This window comes from Mycobacterium sp. PSTR-4-N, assembly GCF_022348085.1.
In the GTDB taxonomy this organism is placed as follows: Bacteria; Actinomycetota; Actinomycetes; order Mycobacteriales; family Mycobacteriaceae; genus Mycobacterium.
In genome coordinates this window covers 47,283-68,191 of the sequence record NZ_JAKRFN010000029.1, presented here as the reverse complement: position 1 = coordinate 68,191, position 20,909 = coordinate 47,283, and the positions used below count along the sequence as shown (strand labels likewise).

General features: G+C 70.1%; 1 pseudogene. It reads right to left on the bottom strand.

Annotated elements, in window-relative coordinates:
* Positions 1-20,844, bottom strand: a pseudogene (locus MHN84_RS26985) (amino acid adenylation domain-containing protein); the annotation flags it as partial.
* Between the last annotated feature and the right edge of the window lie 65 nt (positions 20,845-20,909).

Here is a 20,909-nt window from a genome sequence, read left to right as displayed (position 1 = left end):
GACGGCGGTTTCGGTGGGTCCGTAGAGGTTGTGCAGGGGGGTGTGGGGGAAGTGGTGGTGGAAGCGGTGCAGGAGGTCGGGGGTGAGGGCTTCGCCGCCGACGGTGACGCGGGTGAGGGTGGTGCAGGTGTCGATGGTGGGTTCGTCGAGGAAGACTTCGAGCATGGAGGGGACGAAGTCGATGGCGGTGATGTGTTCGTCGGTGATGGTGTGGGCGAGGTAGTGGGGGTCGCGGTGGCCGCCGGGGCGGGCGATCACCGCGGTCGCACCGGCCATCAAGGGCCAGAACACTTCCCAGACGGAGGTGTCGAAGCTGATGGGGGTCTTGACCAGCATGCGATCCTCGGCTGAGAGTGGGTAGGCGTGCTGTAGCCACGCGATGCGGTTGACGATGGCGGTGTGGGGAATGACCACACCTTTTGGCGTGCCGGTGGTGCCTGAGGTGTAGAGCACGTAGGCCACGGAGTCGGGGTGTGCTGGTGGCAGGGGTGCAGGTTGTGGATCGTGTTGTGCGGCCGAGATGTCGGCGGTGTCGTCGACGATGACGGCAGGTGCGGCGTCGGTGATCATCTGGTCCAGGCGCGCGGCGGGGTAGTCGGGATCCAGGGGCAAAAACGCGGCGCCGGTTTTGGTGGTGGCCACCAGGGCGATGATCAGTTCCAGACTGCGGGGCAGGCGGATGCCCACAACCGCACCTGGTGCAGCGCCGCGGTCACGGAGCCGGGCGGCGAACCGATCCGACCACGCGTCGAGCTCGGCGTAGCTCACCTCGACACCCTCGAAGGACAGGGCGGTCGCAAGCGGTGTCCGCATTGCCTGAGCCGACACCAACGCCGCCAGACTTGCCGACGGCACAGCATGTTTGGTGTCGTTTCGTTCGACGACGATGCGCTCGCGCTCCTGCGGGGTCAGGATGTCGACGTCGCCGACGCGGGTCCCCCCGTCGGATGCGACAGCCTCACAGACCCGACTCAGTCGCTGACCGAGTGCAAGCGCCGACTCCCGGTCGAACAGGTCGGCGCTGTACTCGACGGTGAGCGTCGCGGTGTCGTCGGGATGTTCGGTCAGCATCATGCCGATGTCGAACATGGCTGCGGTGGGGGCGGATTCGGGCCAGAGGGCGGGGAGCCCGAACACGGTGGTGTCGTCGTCGCTTCTGCGGTAGTGGGCGATGAAGACGTTGAACAGGGGATTGCGGCCTGCGATGCGGGGTGGGTTGAGAGCTTCGACGATGCGGTCGAACGGCAGATCGGCGTGGGCGAAGGCGTCGAGATCGTCGGTGCGGATGCGGGTGAGCAGCTCGGCGAAGCTGGGGTCACCCGACACATCGGTGCGCAGCACGACGGTGTTGACGAACAACCCGACCAGGTTGTCGAGCGCGGCGTCGTCGCGGCCCGCGACCGGCGTACCGACCACGATATCGGTGCCCGCCCCTAGCCGGCGTAACAGAACCGCCACCGCGGCATGCAACACGGCGAGCATGCTGGCGTGATGCGTTGCCGCCAGGTCCCGCAGGGCGAGGGTGGCATCGGTGCTCAGCTCCACGGCGATCCTCCCGCCGGTGCCGGTGGGTGTGGTGGGGCGGGGTCGGTCGGTGGGCAGGGCGAGTTCGTCGGGGGCGTCGTGCAGGGTGTCGGTCCAGAACTGCAGGTGCTCGTCTGTGGTCAGCTGAAGCAGATCCCGTTGCCAGAGGGCGTAGTCGGCGTACTGGACGGGCAGCGGTTCCCATTGGGGTGGGTGGCCGGCGTGGCGGGCGAGGTAGGCGTTCTCGAGATCGTTCAGCAGGGGTGCGTCAGACCATTCGTCGGTGGTGATGTGGTGCAGCAGCAGCACGACGGTGGTGGTTGCGTCGGCGTGGGTGACCAGTGTGATGCGCAGGGGTGTTTCCCGGGTCAGGTCGAACCGGTGTGTCGTGGCGCGGGCGATGATCTCCTCGAGCGGCCCGTGGCGGTCGTCCAGCATCTCGATGGGGGTTGCGGTGTCGGGCGCCAGGATGGTTTGGGCGAACCCGGTGTCGTGTTCGGTGAACACCGTGCGCAGGGTTTCGTGGCGCGCGACCACGTCACCGACCGCCGCGGTGAACGCGGCGACGTCGAAGCCTTCGCCGACCGTGACGATCAACGGATAGTTGTAGACCGTTCCGGTCTCGGCGAGCCGGTCGACGATGAGCATGCGTTCCTGGGCGGCCGAGACCGGAATCACGGCCGGTCGCTCGCGGGCGACGAGCTCGGGGCGCGACGGCTCCGACGGTGATGCGCTGTCGATAAGGTCGGCCAAGCCCGCCACGGTGGGGTGGTCGAACACATCACGCAGAGACAGCTCCACACCGAACAGCGACCGCACCCGGCTGATCAACCGGATACTCGACAACGAATGCCCGCCCAGCGCAAAGAAGTCGGCGTCCACCCCGGTGACCCCGACCCCGAGGACGTCGGCGAAGACGCCGCACAGGTCGTGCTCGGTCTGTGTCTGCGGCGCGCGTCCGGAGTCGACGACGATCTCGACATCAGGCAGCGCACGGATGTCGAGTTTCCCGTTGTCGGTCAGCGGCAGCGCATCGACCATGCCGATGGCTGCGGGCACCATGTGCTGGGGCAGCGCTGAGGTCAGGTGGCTGCGCAGCTGCGCCGGCAGATCGGCGTCACCGGTGGCGACGACGTAGGCCAGCAGCCGGTGCGAACCGGCCGGATCGGGCACGGCGATCACCGCGGCCTGCGTCACCGCGGGATGGTCGTGCAGCACGGCCTCGATCTCACCGAGTTCCACCCGGTGGCCGCGGATCTTCACCTGGTCGTCGGACCGTCCCAGGTAGTCGATGTTGCCATCGCTCCGACGACGGACCACGTCACCGGTCCGGTACATGCGATCGCCGGACCGGAACGGGTTGGCGAGGAAGCGCTGGGCCGTCAGCCCGGCTCGGCCCCGGTACCCGTGGGCCAGACCGGCCCCGGAGATGTACAGCTCACCGGCCACTTCGTCGGGCACCGGACGCAACCAGGCGTCGAGGACGTAGACCCGGGTGTTCCAGATCGGTGCGCCGACCGTCGGTGTCGCGCTGTCGTCGGTGCCGGCGCCCAGCGTGTTGATCGTGTACTCGGTGGGTCCATAGAGGTTGTAGCCGTAGCTGGTGTCGCTGTCGCGCAACCGATTCCACACGCTCGGCGACACCGCCTCGCCACCCAGCAGTACCAGCACGGGTGGATGCGGGGGGTCGAGCAGGCCTTGCTCGAACAGCAGTGAGGCGTAGGTCGGCGTGACGTTGACGACGTCGATCCCGTGATCCTGGCAGTACGCCACCAGAGCCACGGCGTCGCGGCGCAACTGCTCGTCGCAGATGTGCACCTCGTGGCCTTCGATCAGCCACAGCAACTCTTCCCATGACATGTCGAAGGAGAACGACACGGTGTGCGCGATCCGCATGCGGCGCCCGCCCGCACGCTCGATCGCAGGTCCGAAGATCGCCTCGCGGTGGTTGAGGTGCATGTTGGTCAAGCCCCGGTGCGCCGTGGAGACCCCCTTCGGGGTGCCGGTGGAACCCGAGGTGTAGATCAGGTAGGCCCGCGCGTCGAGCGGCGGCGTGTAGCCGTCCCAGTCTGCGGATGCGGCCGCCAACGTCGTTGCGACAGCGGGATCGTCGAGGACCAGCTGAGGACGCTCCGAAAACCCCCCGATGCGTTCGGCAACTGCGCTCGTGGTGAGGACGTGGACCGGCTCGGCGTCGGTGAGCATCACCCGCAGCCGCTCGTCGGGGTAGTCCAATTCGAGCGGCAGATACGCCGCACCGGCGCGCAGTACGGCGAACAGGGCGATCACCGCGTCGATCGAGCGCGGCATGGCCAGCGCCACCGTGTCGCCCTCGCCGACGCCGTTGTCCCGCAGCAGCCAGGCCAGACGGTTGATCGACGTCTGCAGGGCGGCGTAGTCGACGCGTCGGTTTCCGCACACCAGTGCGGTCAGCTCAGGTGATCGTTGCGCACGGTCGGCGAGCAGGTCGGTGACCGCTGCCGCCGGAAGGGGCCGGTCCGTCGCGGTCTCGGCCGCGGCGATTCGCCGTTGTTCCTCGGCCAGCGCGAGGGGGATGCTGCCCAGCAGGTCCGCTCCGCGCGCCAGCGCCACGAACTCCAGCACCTGCTGCAGCCGGTCGAGCAGGCGCTGCGCATGCGCCCGCTCGACGACGTCGGGGCGGTACTCGAGCTTGACCCACAGCCGGCGACCTGGGGATGCGACCCACGTCAAGGGATAGTGCGACGCGTCCACCGAGTCGTGGCCGACGATGCCGTGCTCGGTTTCCAGATCGGTGAAGGTGTCGTCGTCGAGGAAGTTCTGCAACACGAACAGGCTGTCGAACAGCGGTGCCCCCGCAGCGAGACCGTGGGTTCCTGCCAGTGCGCGCTGGATCTCACCCAGTCCGAGGTATTCGTGGTCCATCATGGCCAGTCGGTCGGACTGCACGGCGCGCACGGTGTCGTCCAGGCGGCGCTCGGGGGACAGCCGCACGCGGGTGGGAACCGTGTTCAGGAACAGTCCGATGACGTCGGCGATCCCGTCGATCTCGGTCGGTCTGCCGGCCACCGTTGACCCGAAAACGACATCGGCACTGGCTGTTTCATAGCTGATCACCATCGCCAGCGCCGTGCTGATGATCGCGTTGAGGGTGACTCCGCACTCCCGGGCCCTGGCGCGTAGCGCGCTGGTCTGATCCGGGGAGAGCAGGAATTCCAGGCGCAGCGCGAGCGTCGGTTCGGTGCCGACCGCTGATGGCACGAGCAGCGACGGACCCGGCAGCCCGGTCAGGGCCTCTGCCCAGCGGCGCGCCGATTCTTCGGTGTCCCGCCCAGCGAGCCAGGCGAGGTAGTCGGTGAAGTCCGCGGTGGGTTCAGGGAGATCGACCGATTCACCCTGGCGGGCAGCGGAATACGCGGCGAACAGCTCTCTGAGCAGCTGTTCGCGCGACCATCCGTCGAGCAGCAGGAAGTGGTAGCTGAAGATCAGCCGGTCGGCCTGCCCAGTGCGTACCACGGTGAAACGCGCGAGCGGCGGTGACGACAGGTCGAAAGTGCGTTCCCGGTCGGCGCGCGTGATGCGGTCGAGCGCCTCGTCGATGTCGCCCGCATCGGTGGCCTCAGCGATGTCGAGCACCTCGACGCTCACCGGGGGATCGGCGGCGATCGCCGCGATCGGTTCGGGCGTGCCGTCCGCCCACAAGGCCGACCGGAGAACGGGATTGCGGGCCATCACCAGCGCGTAGGCACTCCGCAGTGCGTCGATGTCGACGGGTTCGGCCATGTCGAAGACGTTCTGCACGATGTACACCGCGGCCGGCGAATAGCGTGCCTGGAAGTACACGCCCTGCTGTAGCGGCGAGAGCGGCCAGATCGTCTCGACCGGGACGGGCACGGCGGCCAGGACCGTGTCGATCTGATCCTGGTCGAGGGTGACCAGGGGTAGATCCGACGGTGTCAGTGTGCGATCGGCGGAACCGGCTGTTGCGCCGAGTTCCTGCAGAACGTTCACCCAGTGTCCGGCGATGTCGGTGGCGTCGCGCTCGGAGAACTCCCCGTCGGCGTACGTGAAGACCGCACGCAGCATCGGGCCGTCCGCGGTGTCGTCGCAGTGGGCGTTGACCTCCAGCAGGTACGGGGTCCCGAGGTCGGGGTCGGGATCGGTGCGCAGCGGTTCCGGTGCGGGCTGCCAGTCGGCGTCGCCCGCGGACCAGCGCCCGAGGTAGTTGAACAGCAGCTGCGGCGCCGGTAGCCAGCCGAGTGCCCCGGCGGTTCGCGGATTGCAGTAGCGCAGCAGCCCGAATCCGATGCCGCCGTCGGCGCTCGCCCGTACGGCTTCCTTGACATCGCGCAGGGCCGCCACTAGATCGGCGTCGTCGCATCGCAATCGCACCGGGGAGATGGCGGTGAACCATCCGACGGTGCGGGACAGGTCGACGTCGCCGCCCCAGCGGTCACGTCCATGGCGTTCGATGTCGACGACGAGGTCTGCGTATGTGGCCCGGCCGGCCGCCCGGCGCCACCGGTTCACCGCGAGGGCCAAAGCGGTCAGCAGCGTCTCGGTCACGTCGGCGTTGGCCAGCTCGGGGACGGTGGTGAGCAGCGGTACGGTCTCGGCCACGTCGAGAACCACGTGATGGTCACGGGTCGCCCCGACGGTGAGGCCCACGGTGAGTGCCTCCGGGTCGAGTTCCCCGCCGGGGGCCAACGTGGCCGACCAGTGCTCGAACTCCGCGAGTCGGGAGGCGCGCTGCGCCTCCTCGGTGACGGCGCGCGCGTACGCGCGATACGACGTCGGAACAGCGGGTAGGGCCCGAGTGCCGGTGTGGCGGCACGCATCGGCGAGGTCGTCGACCAGGATGTGCCAGGACACCGCGTCGACGGCGAGGTGGTGGACGACCAGGATCAGCCGGCCCTGAGCGTCAGGGCCTCGGTCGAACCAGACCGCCTGCAGCATCGCCTGCGATTCCGGATCGAGGCGGCCCGTCGCGGCATCCGATTCGAGGGCGATCGCTTCGGCCAGTTCGTCGCTGGTCATGGCCGATGCGTCGATGCGCGTCAGCGGTACCGCCCCGGCTGCGGCCGTCTCCAACGACCACAGCGTCGGCGCCGGCCGCAGCAAGCGCATCCGGAGTGCGTCGTGGCGTTCGACGACGGCCCGCAGCGCTGCGTCGAGCACGTCGACGGTGAGGCCGGGCGGCGTGCGCAGCATCTCGGCCTGGTTGAACCGGGTGATGGTGCCGCCGAGTTCGGCTTGCCGCAGCACGATCGGCGGGAGAGGAACCTCGCCTGCAGGTTCGGTCGACGGGGAGACGGCCGGCGCGGGCTGATCGGCCGCGGTCACATCGGCCACGTCGGCGAGCGCGGCCGGGGTGCGCGCCGCGAACACCTGCTGCGGCGTGATGCGCATGCCGGCACGCCGGGCGAGGTTGACGAGCTGGATGGCCACGATGCTGTCGCCACCCATCGTGAAGAAGTCGTCGTTCACGCCGACGGGGACGCGCAGGATCTCGCTGCACAGTTCGGCGATCCGCGCGGCGGCATCGCGCGTCGCCGGCTCGGCGACGGTGGTGGCGCCGTAGGGAGCGGGCAGGGCGGCCCGGTCGAGCTTGCCGTTGACCGTCAAGGGTAGGTCCTCCAGGGTGACGAACGCCGCCGGCACCATGTAGTCCGGGATGCGTTGTTGCAGTGCGTCTTTGATCTCCGCAATGGCCAGCGGTCGGGTGGTGACCAGGTATCCGATCAGCGTGGTGCGCCCCGACTCGTCGGTGTGCACCGCCGCGGCGGCGTTGCGGACGTCGGGCAGGGCGGCCAGCGCGGTCTCCACGTCGCCGAGCTCGATGCGGTAGCCGCGGATCTTCACCTGATGGTCGGAGCGGCCGACGTACACCAGTTCGCCGGTGGCGGTGGCCATCGCGGTGTCTCCGCTGCGGTACAGCCGGCGACCGGCGCCGTGCGGGTCGGCGACGAATCGGCTCGCGGTCAGCCCGGGCTTGCCGATGTAGCCGCGGGCGACCTGATCGCCCGCGACGTAGATCTCGCCCACGACGCCCACGGGAACGGGCCGTAGCTGCTCGTCGAGCAGATGCGCGGTGAGGCCGGGCAGTGCATCGCCGATCACCCCACGCTCGCCGGCATCCCGCGAGGTGAGCGGGCGATGGGAGACGTGCACACAGGTCTCGGTGATGCCGTACATGTTGACCAGCTGCGGCCCGGCGGGCCCGCGGTGCAGCCAGCCGTCGAGCCGTGACGCGTCGAGCGCTTCCCCGCCGAAGATCACGTAGCGCAGCGCCAGGTCGGGGCGCATGCGGTCCTCGGCGTCGATGAGCGGGTAGAACGCCGACGGCGTCTGGTTCAGCACGGTGACCCGCTGCGCGGCCAGCAGCCCCAGGAAGCGTTCCGGGTCCCGCGCGTCGGCGCCGCTGACCAGTACCAGGCGTCCGCCGTGCAGCAACGCCCCCCACATCTCCCAGACGGAGAAGTCGAACGCCGCGGAATGGAACATCGTCCAGGCGTCGTCGGCGGTGAAGTCGAAACGCTCCGCTGCAGCCGCGAACAGCGCAGCGACGTTGCGGTGGCTGACCGCCACCCCCTTGGGGACCCCGGTCGATCCGGACGTGTAGATCACATAGGCCGTGTGGTCGGCCAGCGCCGGTTCCGGGTGGACGTCGGGGGATGCGTCATGACCCCGGTCCGCAGCGATGTCGGCGAGGACGACGGCCGGTACACCCACCTCGGGCACCCGGTCGTGCCGATCGGTCAGTACGCACACCGGGCCCGCGTCGGTCAGGATGTGGCGCAGCCGCGCCTCCGGGGAGTCGGGATCCAGTGGAACGTACGCACCGCCGGCCTTGACGACGCCGATCAGGGCGACGATCAGATCGAGTGAGCGGGGCACGGCGACCGCCACCCGCGATTCGGGGCGCACCCCGAGATCACTCAGCGTGGCCGCGACCCGGGTGGCCCGCGCATCCAGTTCGGCATAGGTCAGCGACCCGTTCTCCCCGGTGACCGCGACAGCGTCACCGTGCTGAGCAACCATGTCGGAAAACGCCTGTGCCAGAGTCCATCCGGTCGGTTCCACGACGGTGGTATCACCGGGGGTCCCGAGTTCCAGCGCGCCGATGACGGTGTCGGCGTCGGTGGCCAGTGCGGTGAGGACCACCTCGAGGTGGTCGGCGTAGCGGTCGGCCTGGCGGCGGTCGACGACCGTGGCATCGTAGGAGATCTCGATGACCAGCTCCTCGCCCAGGTAGGCGATCACGGCCACCGGATAGTGCGGGGCGTCGGTGCCGACGAAGCCGTCGAACGACAGCAGATCCGGACGATGCTGCGAGGAGATGGTGGGGAAGTTCTCGACGACGACGAGGGTGTCGAACAGTTCCCGGACACCGGCCAGACGGGAGAGTTCGGTCAAACCGATATGGTGGGCATCGAGCACATTGCTCTGGCGGTCGGCCATGTCCCTCAGCGCAGTACCGAGCGACGTGTCGGGCTGCCACGACATCGCGACGGGGATCGTGTTGATCAGCAACCCGACCACCGTCTCGACGCCGGCCAGGTCACCGTCGCGGCCCGAGACCGTGGACCCGAACACCACCTCGCGGCGATCGAGCAGTCGCCCCAGCAGGATTCCCCAGGCGCCGTGCACGATGGCCGACATCGTCAGACCGCGGTCGCGGCCGACCTGTGTCAGCGCGGAGGTCAGCTCGGCCGACAACCGGCGGGTGCTGCTGCGGTGCTCGCCGTCTGCCGTCGCGCCCCGATCACCGTGCAAGAGCGTGGGTGTGGCCCCTCGCAGGGTCTCGCGCCACGCGTCGATCGCCACGGCGTGGTCGCGGGCCAGTACGGATTCGACGTGGTCCCGCAGCGTCACCGGCGCCGGGTCGAGGCCGGCCTGCCGCCCGAGCGCGGCATTGTGCGCGGCCACGATGTCGCCGAAGATCACCGGATAGGACCAGCCGTCGGCGATGATGTGGTGCATCGTCTGGATCAGCCGGTGGTCGTCCTCGGCCAGCGAGACCAGGACGTAGCGCACCAGCGGTGCCTGCGAGAGATCGAAGGGTCGAGCGAGTTCCCGGCGGGCGATGTCGTCCACCTCGGCCAGATCGCCGGTGGCCGTGGTGATCTCGACCTCGACGTCAGACCAGATCACCTGTGCCAGGCGGCCGTCCTCCAACTCGGTGAAACTCGCCCGCAGTGCCTGATGCCGGTCCACCACACGCCGGATCGCGCGCGTCAGCACATCCGGGTCGACGGGGCCCGACAGTGTCGCGATCTGCTGGATGCGATACGTATCAGTACTCCCGCCGAACACCGAGTGGAAGTACATGCCCTGCTGCAGGGGGAGCAGCGGAAGGACATCGTCGACCCGACCGTTGCGCTCCAGCGTGTCGACATCGGCTTGACTGAGCTGGGCCAGCGGGAAGTCCGAGGGTGTGCGACCGGCCAGCGAAGTGCAGCGCGCGACCGCCTCCAGCGCGGCGCGCCAGAGGTCGGCCAGCTCGCCGACGGCGTCGGGGTCGAGAAGCTGCTGGGGGAAGGCGAGCGTGATGCCGAGGGTCGGGCCGTCGTTCGACTCTTCGGCCAGCGCGGTGATCTCCAGCGCCACCGCGGGATTGGCGGGGTCCACACCTTCTCGTAGCGTGCCGATGCTCGGCACGGGATCCCAGTCCCGTCCGCTGCCGCCGGCGAAGCGGCCCAGATAGTTGAACAGGATCTGCGGCGCCGGCATGGCGAGATCCGGGTCGGCGCTCAGGTGCCGGAGCACGCCGTAGCCGATGCCGCGGTCCGGCACGGTCCGCAGTTGCTCCTTGACCGTTTTCACCGCGGCGGCCAGGCGGTCCCCGGCAGCCAGCACGTCGGACCACGCCAGCTCGCCCGGGTCCAGGCGGACCGGGTAGATCGAGGTGAACCAGCCGGCGGTGCGGGACAGATCCAGCGGCAGGTCGACCGACTCAGCTTCGCGACCGTGGCCTTCGACGTTGACGATGGTCGCCGAACCGGCCGCGCGGTCGCGGCTGCTGCGCCAGTGATGCAGCGCCATCGCCAGCGTCGCGAGCAGCGCGTCGTCGGATCTGCCGTGGAATGCCGCCGGTACGGAAGACAACACGGCGGCGCTGACGTCACGGGATAGCGAGAAGGTATGCGTCGCAACGGTGTCTGCCAGGTCGACCGACGGATCGAGGGGGCGTGCGCCCAGATCAGGGTCCGCCGTCGCCAGCACGTCCGCCCAGTACCGGGCTTGATCGCCGAAACTGGCGCACCTGCTCAGCGCTTCGGACCAGGTGCGGAACGGCGTGGGTTCCGCCTCGAGGCGGGGCTGCGTGCCGGATTCCACCTGCGTCCAGGCCCGACGCAGGTCGTCGGCCAGGATCCGCCACGAGACACCGTCGACGACGAGGTGGTGGATCACGACCAGGAGTTGGCCCGGTCCGTGCGGGGCGTTCCACCAGAGCGACTGCACCATCACGCCGTCGGCGGGGGACAGCCGGGACGCCGCCTCGGCGGTCGCCGCGTCGATCGTGGTCGCGTCTAGTTCGGCGGTTGCCACGGTGAGGATCGCGGCCGGGTCCGGCCCCCGCGCGGGAACGGTCAGCTGCCAGCCGTCGGTGCCGTCGCGGAGCCGTGCGCGCAACATGCCGTGCCCGTCGAGCAGTGCGGCGAGCATGTCGCGCAGACCTGTCGCGGTGAGGGCGGCGGGTGTGCTGAAGACCATCGACTGGTAGAAGTTCGTCAGCGGTGTCTGTGCTGCAGCGGTTTCCGCGAGCATCGGGGTCTGCGCCACATCGCCCGTGGCGGAGAGGTCGAGCCCACCGAGGGGGTCGGCTGTCGTCGGTGCGGCCTCGGCGAGCGCGGCGAGCGCGGCGACGGTGCGGCGCCGGAACACGTCGCGGGGGGTGATGTGCAGCCCCGCCGAACGGGCCCGGCCGCACAGCGCGATGGACGAGATGCTGTCGCCGCCGAGGGCGAAGAAGTCGTCGTCCGGTCCTATCCCGTCGAGATCCAGGACGGCAGAGATGATCTCGAGCAGCTGCGCCTCCCGCTCGCTGCGGGGACCCCTGGTCTGTTGCCGCGTCGGGGCGACGGGCTCCGGTAGAGCCGACACATCCAATTTGCCGTTGACCGTGAGCGGCAGCGCGTCGACCACGCCGTAGCGGGTCGGCACCATGTATGCGGGCAGCGTCGACGAGAGCTGCGCGTGCAACCGGCCCGCCAGCTCGGTGGCGGCAAGCGACCGGTCGACAGGGATCACGTACGCCGCCAGACTTTTCACCGGCGGATCACCGGCCCGGGTGCGGACCACGACCGCGCAGCGCGCGACGTCCGGCAATGTGGCAAGAGCCGCCTCGATCTCGCCCGGTTCGATGCGGTAACCACGGATCTTCACCTGGTCGTCGGCGCGGCCCAGGTAGTCGAGCAGTCCGCTGTCGGGGCGGCGTCGCACGAGGTCGCCGGTGCGGTACATCCGGCCGCCGGCCACGAACGGGTCGGCCGGCATGGTCGCGGCGGTGAGTGCGGCGCGGCGGTAATAGCCGCGCGCCAACCCAGTTCCGGCGATGTAGAGCTCACCGATGGTGCCGTCGGGCACCGGCCGCATCGCCTGGTCCAGGACGTAGGCCCGGGTGTTCCAGATGGGGCTGCCGACCGTCGGGGTCGGGCTGTCGTCGGTTCCGCCGCCGAGGGTGTTGATCGTGTACTCGGTCGGGCCGTAGAGGTTGTAGCCCGCGGTGATCGGATGCTCGCGCAGCACCGACCAGACGTGCTCGCTGACCGCCTCGCCGCCCAGCAGCACCAGCGCCGGGGGGCGGGTGTCCAGCAGCCCGGCATCGATCAGGTGGTGGGCGTAGGTGGGCGTGACGTTGATGACGTCGATGGCGTGTTCGCGGCAGTAGTCGACCAGTGCGGGCGCGTCACGGCGCAAATCCTCGTCGCAGATGTGCACGCGGTGTCCGTCGACGAGCCAGAACAGCTCCTCCCACGACATGTCGAACGAGAACGAGACGGTGTGGGCGACGTCGAGGCGGTCCCGGCCCGCGCGGCCCACGGTGGGCGCGAAGATCGCCTCGCGGTGGTTGAAGTACATGTTCGTCAACCCGGCGTACCCGGTGATGACGCCCTTGGGTGTGCCGGTGGACCCCGAGGTGTAGATCAGGTAGGCCGGATGCTGCAGACGCTCTGCCCCGCCGGCGAACTCGCCGAGCTCGGGGGCGGTCAGCGGGTCTGCGGCTGTGGCGGCGATGTCGGCGCGGGTGGCCGCGTCGTCGAGCACGATGACGTCTGCGCCGTGCTCGGCGCCGCAGTCGGCCAGCTCAGGCTGCGACGAGGTGGTGAGCAGCAGCGTGGGGCGGGCGTCGGCGATGATGGTGCGCAGCCGGCCCAGCGGCAGGTCGAGTTCCAGCGGCAGGTACGCCGCACCGGCGCGCAGCACGGCGAACAACGCGACCACCATGTCGATGGACCGCGGAAGCGCCAGCGCAACAGACCTTTCCGGTAGTGCGCCCTGTCGGCGCAGCACGCGGGCCAACTGGTTGACCCTCTCGTCGAACGCGCGGTAGGTCAGCTCTACATCGCCGAACACGAGCGCGACGTCGTCGGGGCGCCGGCGCGCCTGCTGCGAGAGCAGTTCGGCGATCGTGACCGGCTCGACGGTCCGTGGCTCGGCATGGCGCTGCGGCGCGTTCGCGACCGGCACGGCGCCGAGCATCGTGTTGGGTGCCGACGCGAGTGCATCGAGGACGGCGAGCAGGGTGTCCACCATCTCGCGGGCGCGCTCGTCGCCGACCACGCGGTGCTCGAGCTTCACGGTCAGGCGACGTCCCGGCGTCACCACCCAGGTCAGCGGGAAGTGGGTGGTGTCGTGATAGTCGACATCGACGATGCCGTGCGCGGCATCCAGATCGGTGAAGGTGCCATCGGCGAGGAAGTTCTGCAGCACCACCAGCGAATCGAACAGCGCCGCAACGGATTGCCCGGCGGCCCGCTGGATCTGCCCGAGCCCGAGATGGTCGTGGGCCATCATGGTCAGCCGCTGCTCGGCGATCGCGGCGACCACGTCGGCCAGCGTCATCGCCGGCGCCAACGCGACGCGCACAGGCACCGTGTTGAGGAACAACCCGATCGTCTCGTCGATCCCGGCGAGCTCGCCCGGGCGTCCCGCCACGGTGGTTCCGACGACGGTGTCGGTGGTGCCGGCGTACCACCCGGTCACGACGGCCACGGCAGTGGTGACGACCGCGTTGAGCGTGACGCCGAGCGCCGAAGCGGTGTCGTCGAGCCGCGCGGTGACGGCTTCGTCGACCGCGACGACGATGCGACCGGGTTCGGTGTCGACGGGTGCGTCGGTGGGCCGGTGTCCGCTTGCCGAGGTGGGCTCGTCGAGCCCGGCGAGCAGGTTCGTCCAGGCGGCGAGCGCGTCGGTCTCGCCGGTGCGTTCGAGCCAGCGCAGGTAGTCGGTGACCACCCCGGGACGCGGCGTGATGGCACCGTGTCGGCCACGAGACTCGTAGAGAGCGAAGAGCTCTCGCAGCACCAGTTCACGGGACCAGCCGTCGAACAGCAGGAAGTGGTAGGTGAGCAACATCCGGTCCTGGCCGCCCGGGAGCCGGACCACGGTGAGGCGCAGCAGCGGCGGGGCACCGAGATCGAAGGGCGTGGTGCGGTCCGCGTCGATCACGGAGTGCAGCGCGGTGGCGGCATCGTGCGCCGGATGGTCTGCGAGATCCACCACGCTCACCCACGCCGGCGGTGCGGTCAGCACGACCTGGACGACCGCGCTGGCGTCGGGGGCAGGGTCGGGCTCGGCATGCTCGACACTGCGGAACCCGGTACGCAGCTGGGGGTGGCGGGCCAGCAGGGCGGTGAACGCCGCCTGCAGCGCCGCGACGTCGATACGGCGATCGACGGTGAACACGTTCTGCGCGATGTAGGTGATCGCGGGGGTGTCGCCGAGCGTGCACTGGTAGTACACACCGTGCTGCAGCGGTGAGAGGCCCCAGATGTCGTCGAGCGACTCCGCCGCGGTGAGCTGCTGCAGTGTCGACTGCGACAGCCGGACCGTGCCGAACCGCCGCACGGAATCCTGTTGTGCCGCGGTCACCTCCGCTGCCAGTGCGGCGATCCCGATCGCCGTGCGGCCCCGGAAGACGTCCTCGGCGGTGACCGAGACACCCTGTCGGGCCAGTCTGCTCGTCAGCCGGATCGCTCCGATGCTGTCACCGCCGGCGGCGAAGAAGTCCATGTCCGCTCCGATGGGCTCCGCCACGGCACCGAGTACGGCGGCAATGGTCTCGGCGATCACCTGCTGCCGATGGTCGGCAGGAGCCACATTCGCTGTCGCCTGCTGCGGCCGCACCGCGGCGCGAATCGCCGTGTGGTCACGTTTGCCGTTGGGCAGCAACGGGATCGACGGTACGGCGGTGATCGTCGCCGGAACCAGGTAGGAGGGCAGCTCGCGGCTCAGCGCCGCCCGCAGGTCGTCCGGGCTCGGGCCCTGCGCTGCCGTCACGACCACCGCCGCCACGGTGGCGTCGATGCCGATCACCGCCGCGTCGGTCACACCGGTCTGGCGCAGCAGCGCGGTCTCGATCTCGCCGGGTTCGACGCGGTGGCCGTTGACCGTCAGCTGGTCGTCCGAGCGGCCGGCGAAGACGACGGTGCCGTCGGGCTGCCAGGAGCCCAGGTCGCCGGTGCGGTACATCCGACCGCCACCCGGGACGGCGACGAACCGGGCCGCGGTCTGCGCCGGCCGGTGCAGGTATCCACGCGCCAATTGCGCTCCGCTGACGTAGATCTCGCCGATCGCTCCGGCAGGCAGGTCACCCAGGTGCCGGTCGAGGATGCGGATATGCGCGCCGGGGACCGTCGCGCCGAGGGTGACGGTGGCGTTGTGCTGCTCGCCGGCGAGCACATCGCCGGTCACCTCCGACGATCCATAGGAGTTCACGACGATCGCACCGGTGTCACCGAGCGCGGCGAGGTCGGCCGGGGTCAGCGGCTCACCGCTGACGATCCACCGGCGCACCCCGGCCACGTCGTCGCGGTACTCGTCGGCGAGCGCGGCGGCCAGGGACGGCACGGCGAGCACCTGCTCCACGTCGTGGTCGGCGATCAGGGCCGCGAGGGCACGTCCGTCGCGGGCGGCGCGGTCGTCGGCGAGCACGGTGCAGGCACCGGCGGCCAGCCCTGCCAGCAACTCGGTGGTGCCGTCGATGAACGACAGCGAGCTCTTGGCCAGCCGGCGTTGCGCCGGCCATGCGATCAGCGCCCACCGGAGCCGATTCGCCAGCGCCCGATGGGTGCCGACGACAGCCTTGGGTTCTCCGGTGGACCCCGAGGTGTAGAGCACGGACACCGCATCGTTCGGGCCGACAGGCGCGGGGGTGATGTCCTGTTCGGCTGCACCGATGTTGCCGGCTTCGACCAGCGCGGTCTGTTCGGGCAGCACGGGTACGACGACGTCTCGGCCGGCGTCATCGACGAGCGCGACGCTGGGCCCGGCGTGGCCGAGCATGAACGCGATGCGTGCGGCGGGGTAGCCGAGGTCGACGGGCAGGTAGGCCGCGCCGGTGAGCGTGATCGCCCACAGCCCCGCGACGAGGTCGGCGGATCGGGACATGGCCAGGGCCACGACGTCACCGCGCCGGACGCCGGCATCGAGCAAGTCGGCGGCGATGGCGCCGGCGCGCTCGCGCAGGGCGCCGAAGGTCACTGACGCGTGCGCGGTCTGCAGCGCGATGTCGTCGTGGTGGGCGCGGGCAGCGGCTTCGAGCATCTCCGTGAGGGTGCCGCCGTCGACTTCGGCCGGGAGCTCGGCCTGCCGCGCGATGGGGATGCGGGCACACGGCACGTCGAGATCGGCCGCCATCGCCGCCAGCACGTCGGCGAACACGCCCGCGACGGTGTCGGCGAAGGCATCGGAGATGTGGCTGCGCGCGTTGGTGATCGTGAGCGAGAGCCGATCGCGGACGGTGATCATGACGGTCAGCGCGTAGTGCGGGGCTTCGACGACCCGGATGTCGCCCATCCGGAGATCACCGACGGAAATGTCTGCGGCGCCGAGATTCTCGATGACGACGAGGGAGTCGAAGAGTTCGTCGACGCCGGCGATGCGGTGCGCCTCGGTCAGGGGGAGATGATGGTGTCCCAGAAGCTCCGTCTCGCGCCGGCCGAGTCGCGCGGCGACGGTGCGCGCCGGCTCGTCAGGCGCCCACGGCACCCGGACGGTGACGGTGTTGACCAGCAGTCCCACCATCTGTTCGATCCCGGGTACGTCCCCGTCGCGCCCCGACACCACCGACCCGAAGGTCACGTCGGTGCGCCCGGTCAGCCGCCCGACGGCTAGCGCCCATGCCGTGTGCAGCAGCGTGCTGACGGTCACGCCCGCGGCGGCAGCGGCCGCCGCGGCAGACTGCCGATCACCCAGCGTGCGGTCGCGGCGGCCGAACCCGGCGGCGGTGTCGGCCACGGTGCCGTCGGCCGCGGCGAGTCGGGTCGGAGCGTCGATCCCGGCGAGCTCGGGCGCCCACGCGGCGCGATCGGCGACGGCGTCACGATCACCGAGCCAGGTGACGAAGTCGGCGAAAGACAGTGCAGGCGAATCGAACCCATCGTCGCGATAGGCGGTCAGCAGGTCGTTGAGCACCACGGGCACCGACCAGCCGTCGGCCACCAGGTGGTGCACGGTCTGCACCATCGTGGTGCAATCTCCGTCGCGGCGTACCAGCGTGTACCGGGTCAATGGCGGGCGGGTCAGGTCGAAGCCGTGGTGCCGGTCTTCGGCCGCGCAGCGTTCGACGACAGCGTCGGCCTCGGCGGCGTCGGTGGCGTGGACGACGCGGAAATCGGGTCCGGCAGTGGGTGCGTGGACGGCGACGGGCGAGCCGTCGGCCAGGGTGACGAACGCCGCGGACAGCGCGAGGTGGCGCGCGGTGACGATGTCGGTGGCCCGCTGGAAGCGTTCGACGTCGAGGGGACCGTGGATGTCGACGATCTGCGTCACGATGTAGGGGTCGGCATGCCGGCGGAACGTCGAATGGAAGTAGATGCCCTGCTGCACGGGCGTGAGCGGCAGCACCTCGTGGACACCGGGATAGCGGTGCTCGAGCTCGACGACATCGCGGTCACCGAGGGCGACCTTGTCGAAATCGGAAGCGCTGTGCCCGCGAACGTCGTCGCTGGCCGCGATCAACTCCAGCAGCCGGATCCACCGGTCGGCAAGAGCCTGCACGTCGGCCGTGTCGAGGAGGGCGCCCGGCCAGCTGAAGGTGGCGCGCAACACCGGCCCGCTTCCGGTGTCGGCGGCCTCGGCGTTGATCTCGAGCAGCCGCGGCAACGGCATCGCGGGGTCGCGGCCTTCCAACACCCCGTCGAACGCCCATGGCCGGTCGCCCGCGTCGAAGCGGCCGAGGTAGTTGAACAGCACCTGCGGAGCGGTGGCCAGGTCGGTGGCACCCCGGAGGTGACGCAGCACGCCGTAGCTCAGGCCATGCGAGGGAACGGCGCGCAGCTGGTCCTTGATCGTGCGCACGGCCGCTCCGAGCGCGGGCCCGCCGGCCAGCGCGCTGCGCCAGTCAGTTCCGTTGTCGCGCAGCAGCACCGGGTACAGTGTCGTGAACCAGCCGACGGTGTCGGAGAGGTCGATGTCGCCGATTCGGCCGGTCTCGCGGCCGTGCCCCTCCATCTCGATCGTGAGCGCCTCGGGGTCGTCGACGCCACGGTCGGCGAGCCAGGCGCGCACCGCGAGGTACAGCGCGGCCACCAAGGCGTCGTTGACATGGCCGTGGATGCGTTCGGGTACCGCGGACAGCACCGCCTCGGTGGCCGCAGACGACAGCGCGACCGTGAGGCTCGACTCGGTGGCCACGGTGTCGCGGACCGGATCGAGCGAGGCAGCCGACCACTGTGTCTCGGCGCGTACGGCATCGCGCCAGTACGCGCGATCGTCGTCGAACACCCCTTCGGCCGTGGCGTCGGCGAGGTGTGTGGCCCACGACCGGAACGCGGTACGGGTCGGCGGCAGGGTGGGCTCGTCGCCGGCGGCGAGTTGACGGTGGGCGGCGGCGAAGTCGTCGGCCAGAATGCGCAGCGAGATGCCGTCGACGACGACGTGGTGTGCGACCACGACGAGCCGACCCCGACCAGAGTCGGCGGCGAGCCAGCCGACCGCCACCACGATGCCGGCAGCGGGGTCGAGGCACTCGACCAGGCGGTCACGCATAGCCGGGACGCCATCGGCCAGTGCGCCGGTGAGAAGCGGGGTCTCGGGCGGCCCGCTCGGGATCTCCAGCTCCGCAGCCGGTCCCGGTGTCGAGGCCCACAGCACGGGGTGGCGGGCCACCACCGCGTCGACCAGCCGCCGCACCGTGGGTCCGTCCAGATCGGGCGGTGCGATCAACGACATGCCCTGATAGAAGCCATGCATCGTCGATCCACCGCCGGTCGCGGCCATCTCGTCGAGCCACCTCAGGATCGGCGTTGCCGGCACGGGCCCGGTCGTGTCGATCGGCTTCCGGTCCGCGGGCACCGGTGCGGCGTCGACGAGAAGGGGTGCGAGCGCGGCCACGGTGCGGTGGGCGAACATGTCGCGGGGTCGCAGCGAGAATCCCAGGGCCCGCACCCGCCCGACGACACGGATCGCGACGATGCTGTCACCGCCGAGACCGAAGAAGTCATCGTCGATGCCGATTCCAGCTTCCTCGAGTTCGAGGGCCTCGGCGAACGCCCGGCACAGCACCTCTTCCCGCGTGTTCCGGGGTGCCCGCCCCTGCTGAACGCCCTGGGGTACCGGCGGGGCCGGCAGCGCCGCACGGTCGGTTTTCCCGTTGGCAGTCAGCGGGATCGCATCGAGCGCGACGAAATCGGTGGGCACCATGTACTCGGGGAGCCGGGACAGCGCCCATCGCCGGATGTCGTCGTGCAGCGTCGGGTCGTTCGCCACCCCCGGTGCGGCGAGCAGATATCCGACGAGCCGGTCCGCGGTGCCCTGCCGGTGCACCGTGACGACGGCGCGTCGCACCGCGGGATGGTCGGCGAGGTGGGCCTCGATTTCCTCGAGTTCGATGCGGCGACCGCGGATCTTGACCTGGTTGTCGGCGCGGCCGAGGAATTCGAGAGTGCCGTCCTCGGTCCACCGCGCCAGGTCTCCGGTGCGGTACATGCGTGTCCCGTCGGCATCGAACGGGTTCGCGATGAAGCGGGATGCGGTCATCGCGGATGCGTTGACATAACCGCGGCCCAGCAGGAATCCCGCGGCGTAGAGCTCGCCGCCGACACCGGGCGGGACCGGTCGCAGCGCGTCGTCGAGGACGTAGAGCTGGGTGTGGGGGTTGGGCCGCCCGATCGAGGTCGCGATCCGCTCGGCGGTCTCGCGATAGATCACATGCGAGACACCGATGGTCGCCTCGGCCGGTCCGTACCCGTGATAGAGCGTGGTGTCGAGCTGGCGCCGGAACCGGGCGAACAGACCGGGTGTCAGAACCTCGCCGCCGCACCACACGTGCCGCAGCGATGCCAACGCGCCGGGAGCGCCGTCGGCGATGGCGATCCGGTCGAGTTCGAGCAGCGTGTCCAGCATTGAGGACACCAGGTACACGAACGTGACCCGCTCAGCGGCGATGAGCCCGAGCAGGTACTCCGGATCCTTCTCGGCGTCCGGCGCGGCGATCACGACACGGCCGCCACTGATCAGCGGCAGCAGGATCTCGTTGACCGAAATGTCGAACGACAGAGGGGCTTTGAACAGCGAGGCGTCGTCACGGCCGAAGCCGAGGACATGGTCGCGTTGCCAGAGCAGCCGCTCGGCGATCGCCTCGTGGCGGATCATCGCGCCCTTGGGTGTGCCCGTCGATCCTGACGTGAAGATCACGTAGGCGAGCGCTCCTGGCAGTATCTGCACCTCCGGCACGGTGGCCGGCTCAGTGGCCAGTCGCCACTCGTCGAGATCGACCGCGACGGTGTCGACGTCCCAGTCGCTTGCGTCGGTGGGCGTGATGAGGGCGCACCGCACGCCGGCGTCGGCCAGCACCTGCCGCCGGCGATGTGCCGGCCACGCGGGATCGACGGGGACGAACGCGGTACCGGCCACCATGGCAGCGAGCACGCCGACCACCATCTCCGCTGACCGCGGGAGGCCCACCGCGACAACGTCTTCGGTATTGAAGCCGCGAGTGATCAGCGTGCGCGCCAGCTGAGCGACCCGGGTTTCGAGCTCGCGGTACGTCAGCCGCCGGGTGCCGTCGACGATCGCCACGGCGTCGGGGGTCTGTCCCCACCGCGCCGCGAGCAGCGCGGGCACGGTCGTGCGCCGATCGGGCGTCGAGTGGTTGTTCCACCGGTCGAGCAGATCGACGACGTCCAGCGACTCGGCGGTCACGAGGCAAACCTCTTCTCGGTCGGGGGGTGGGCGGG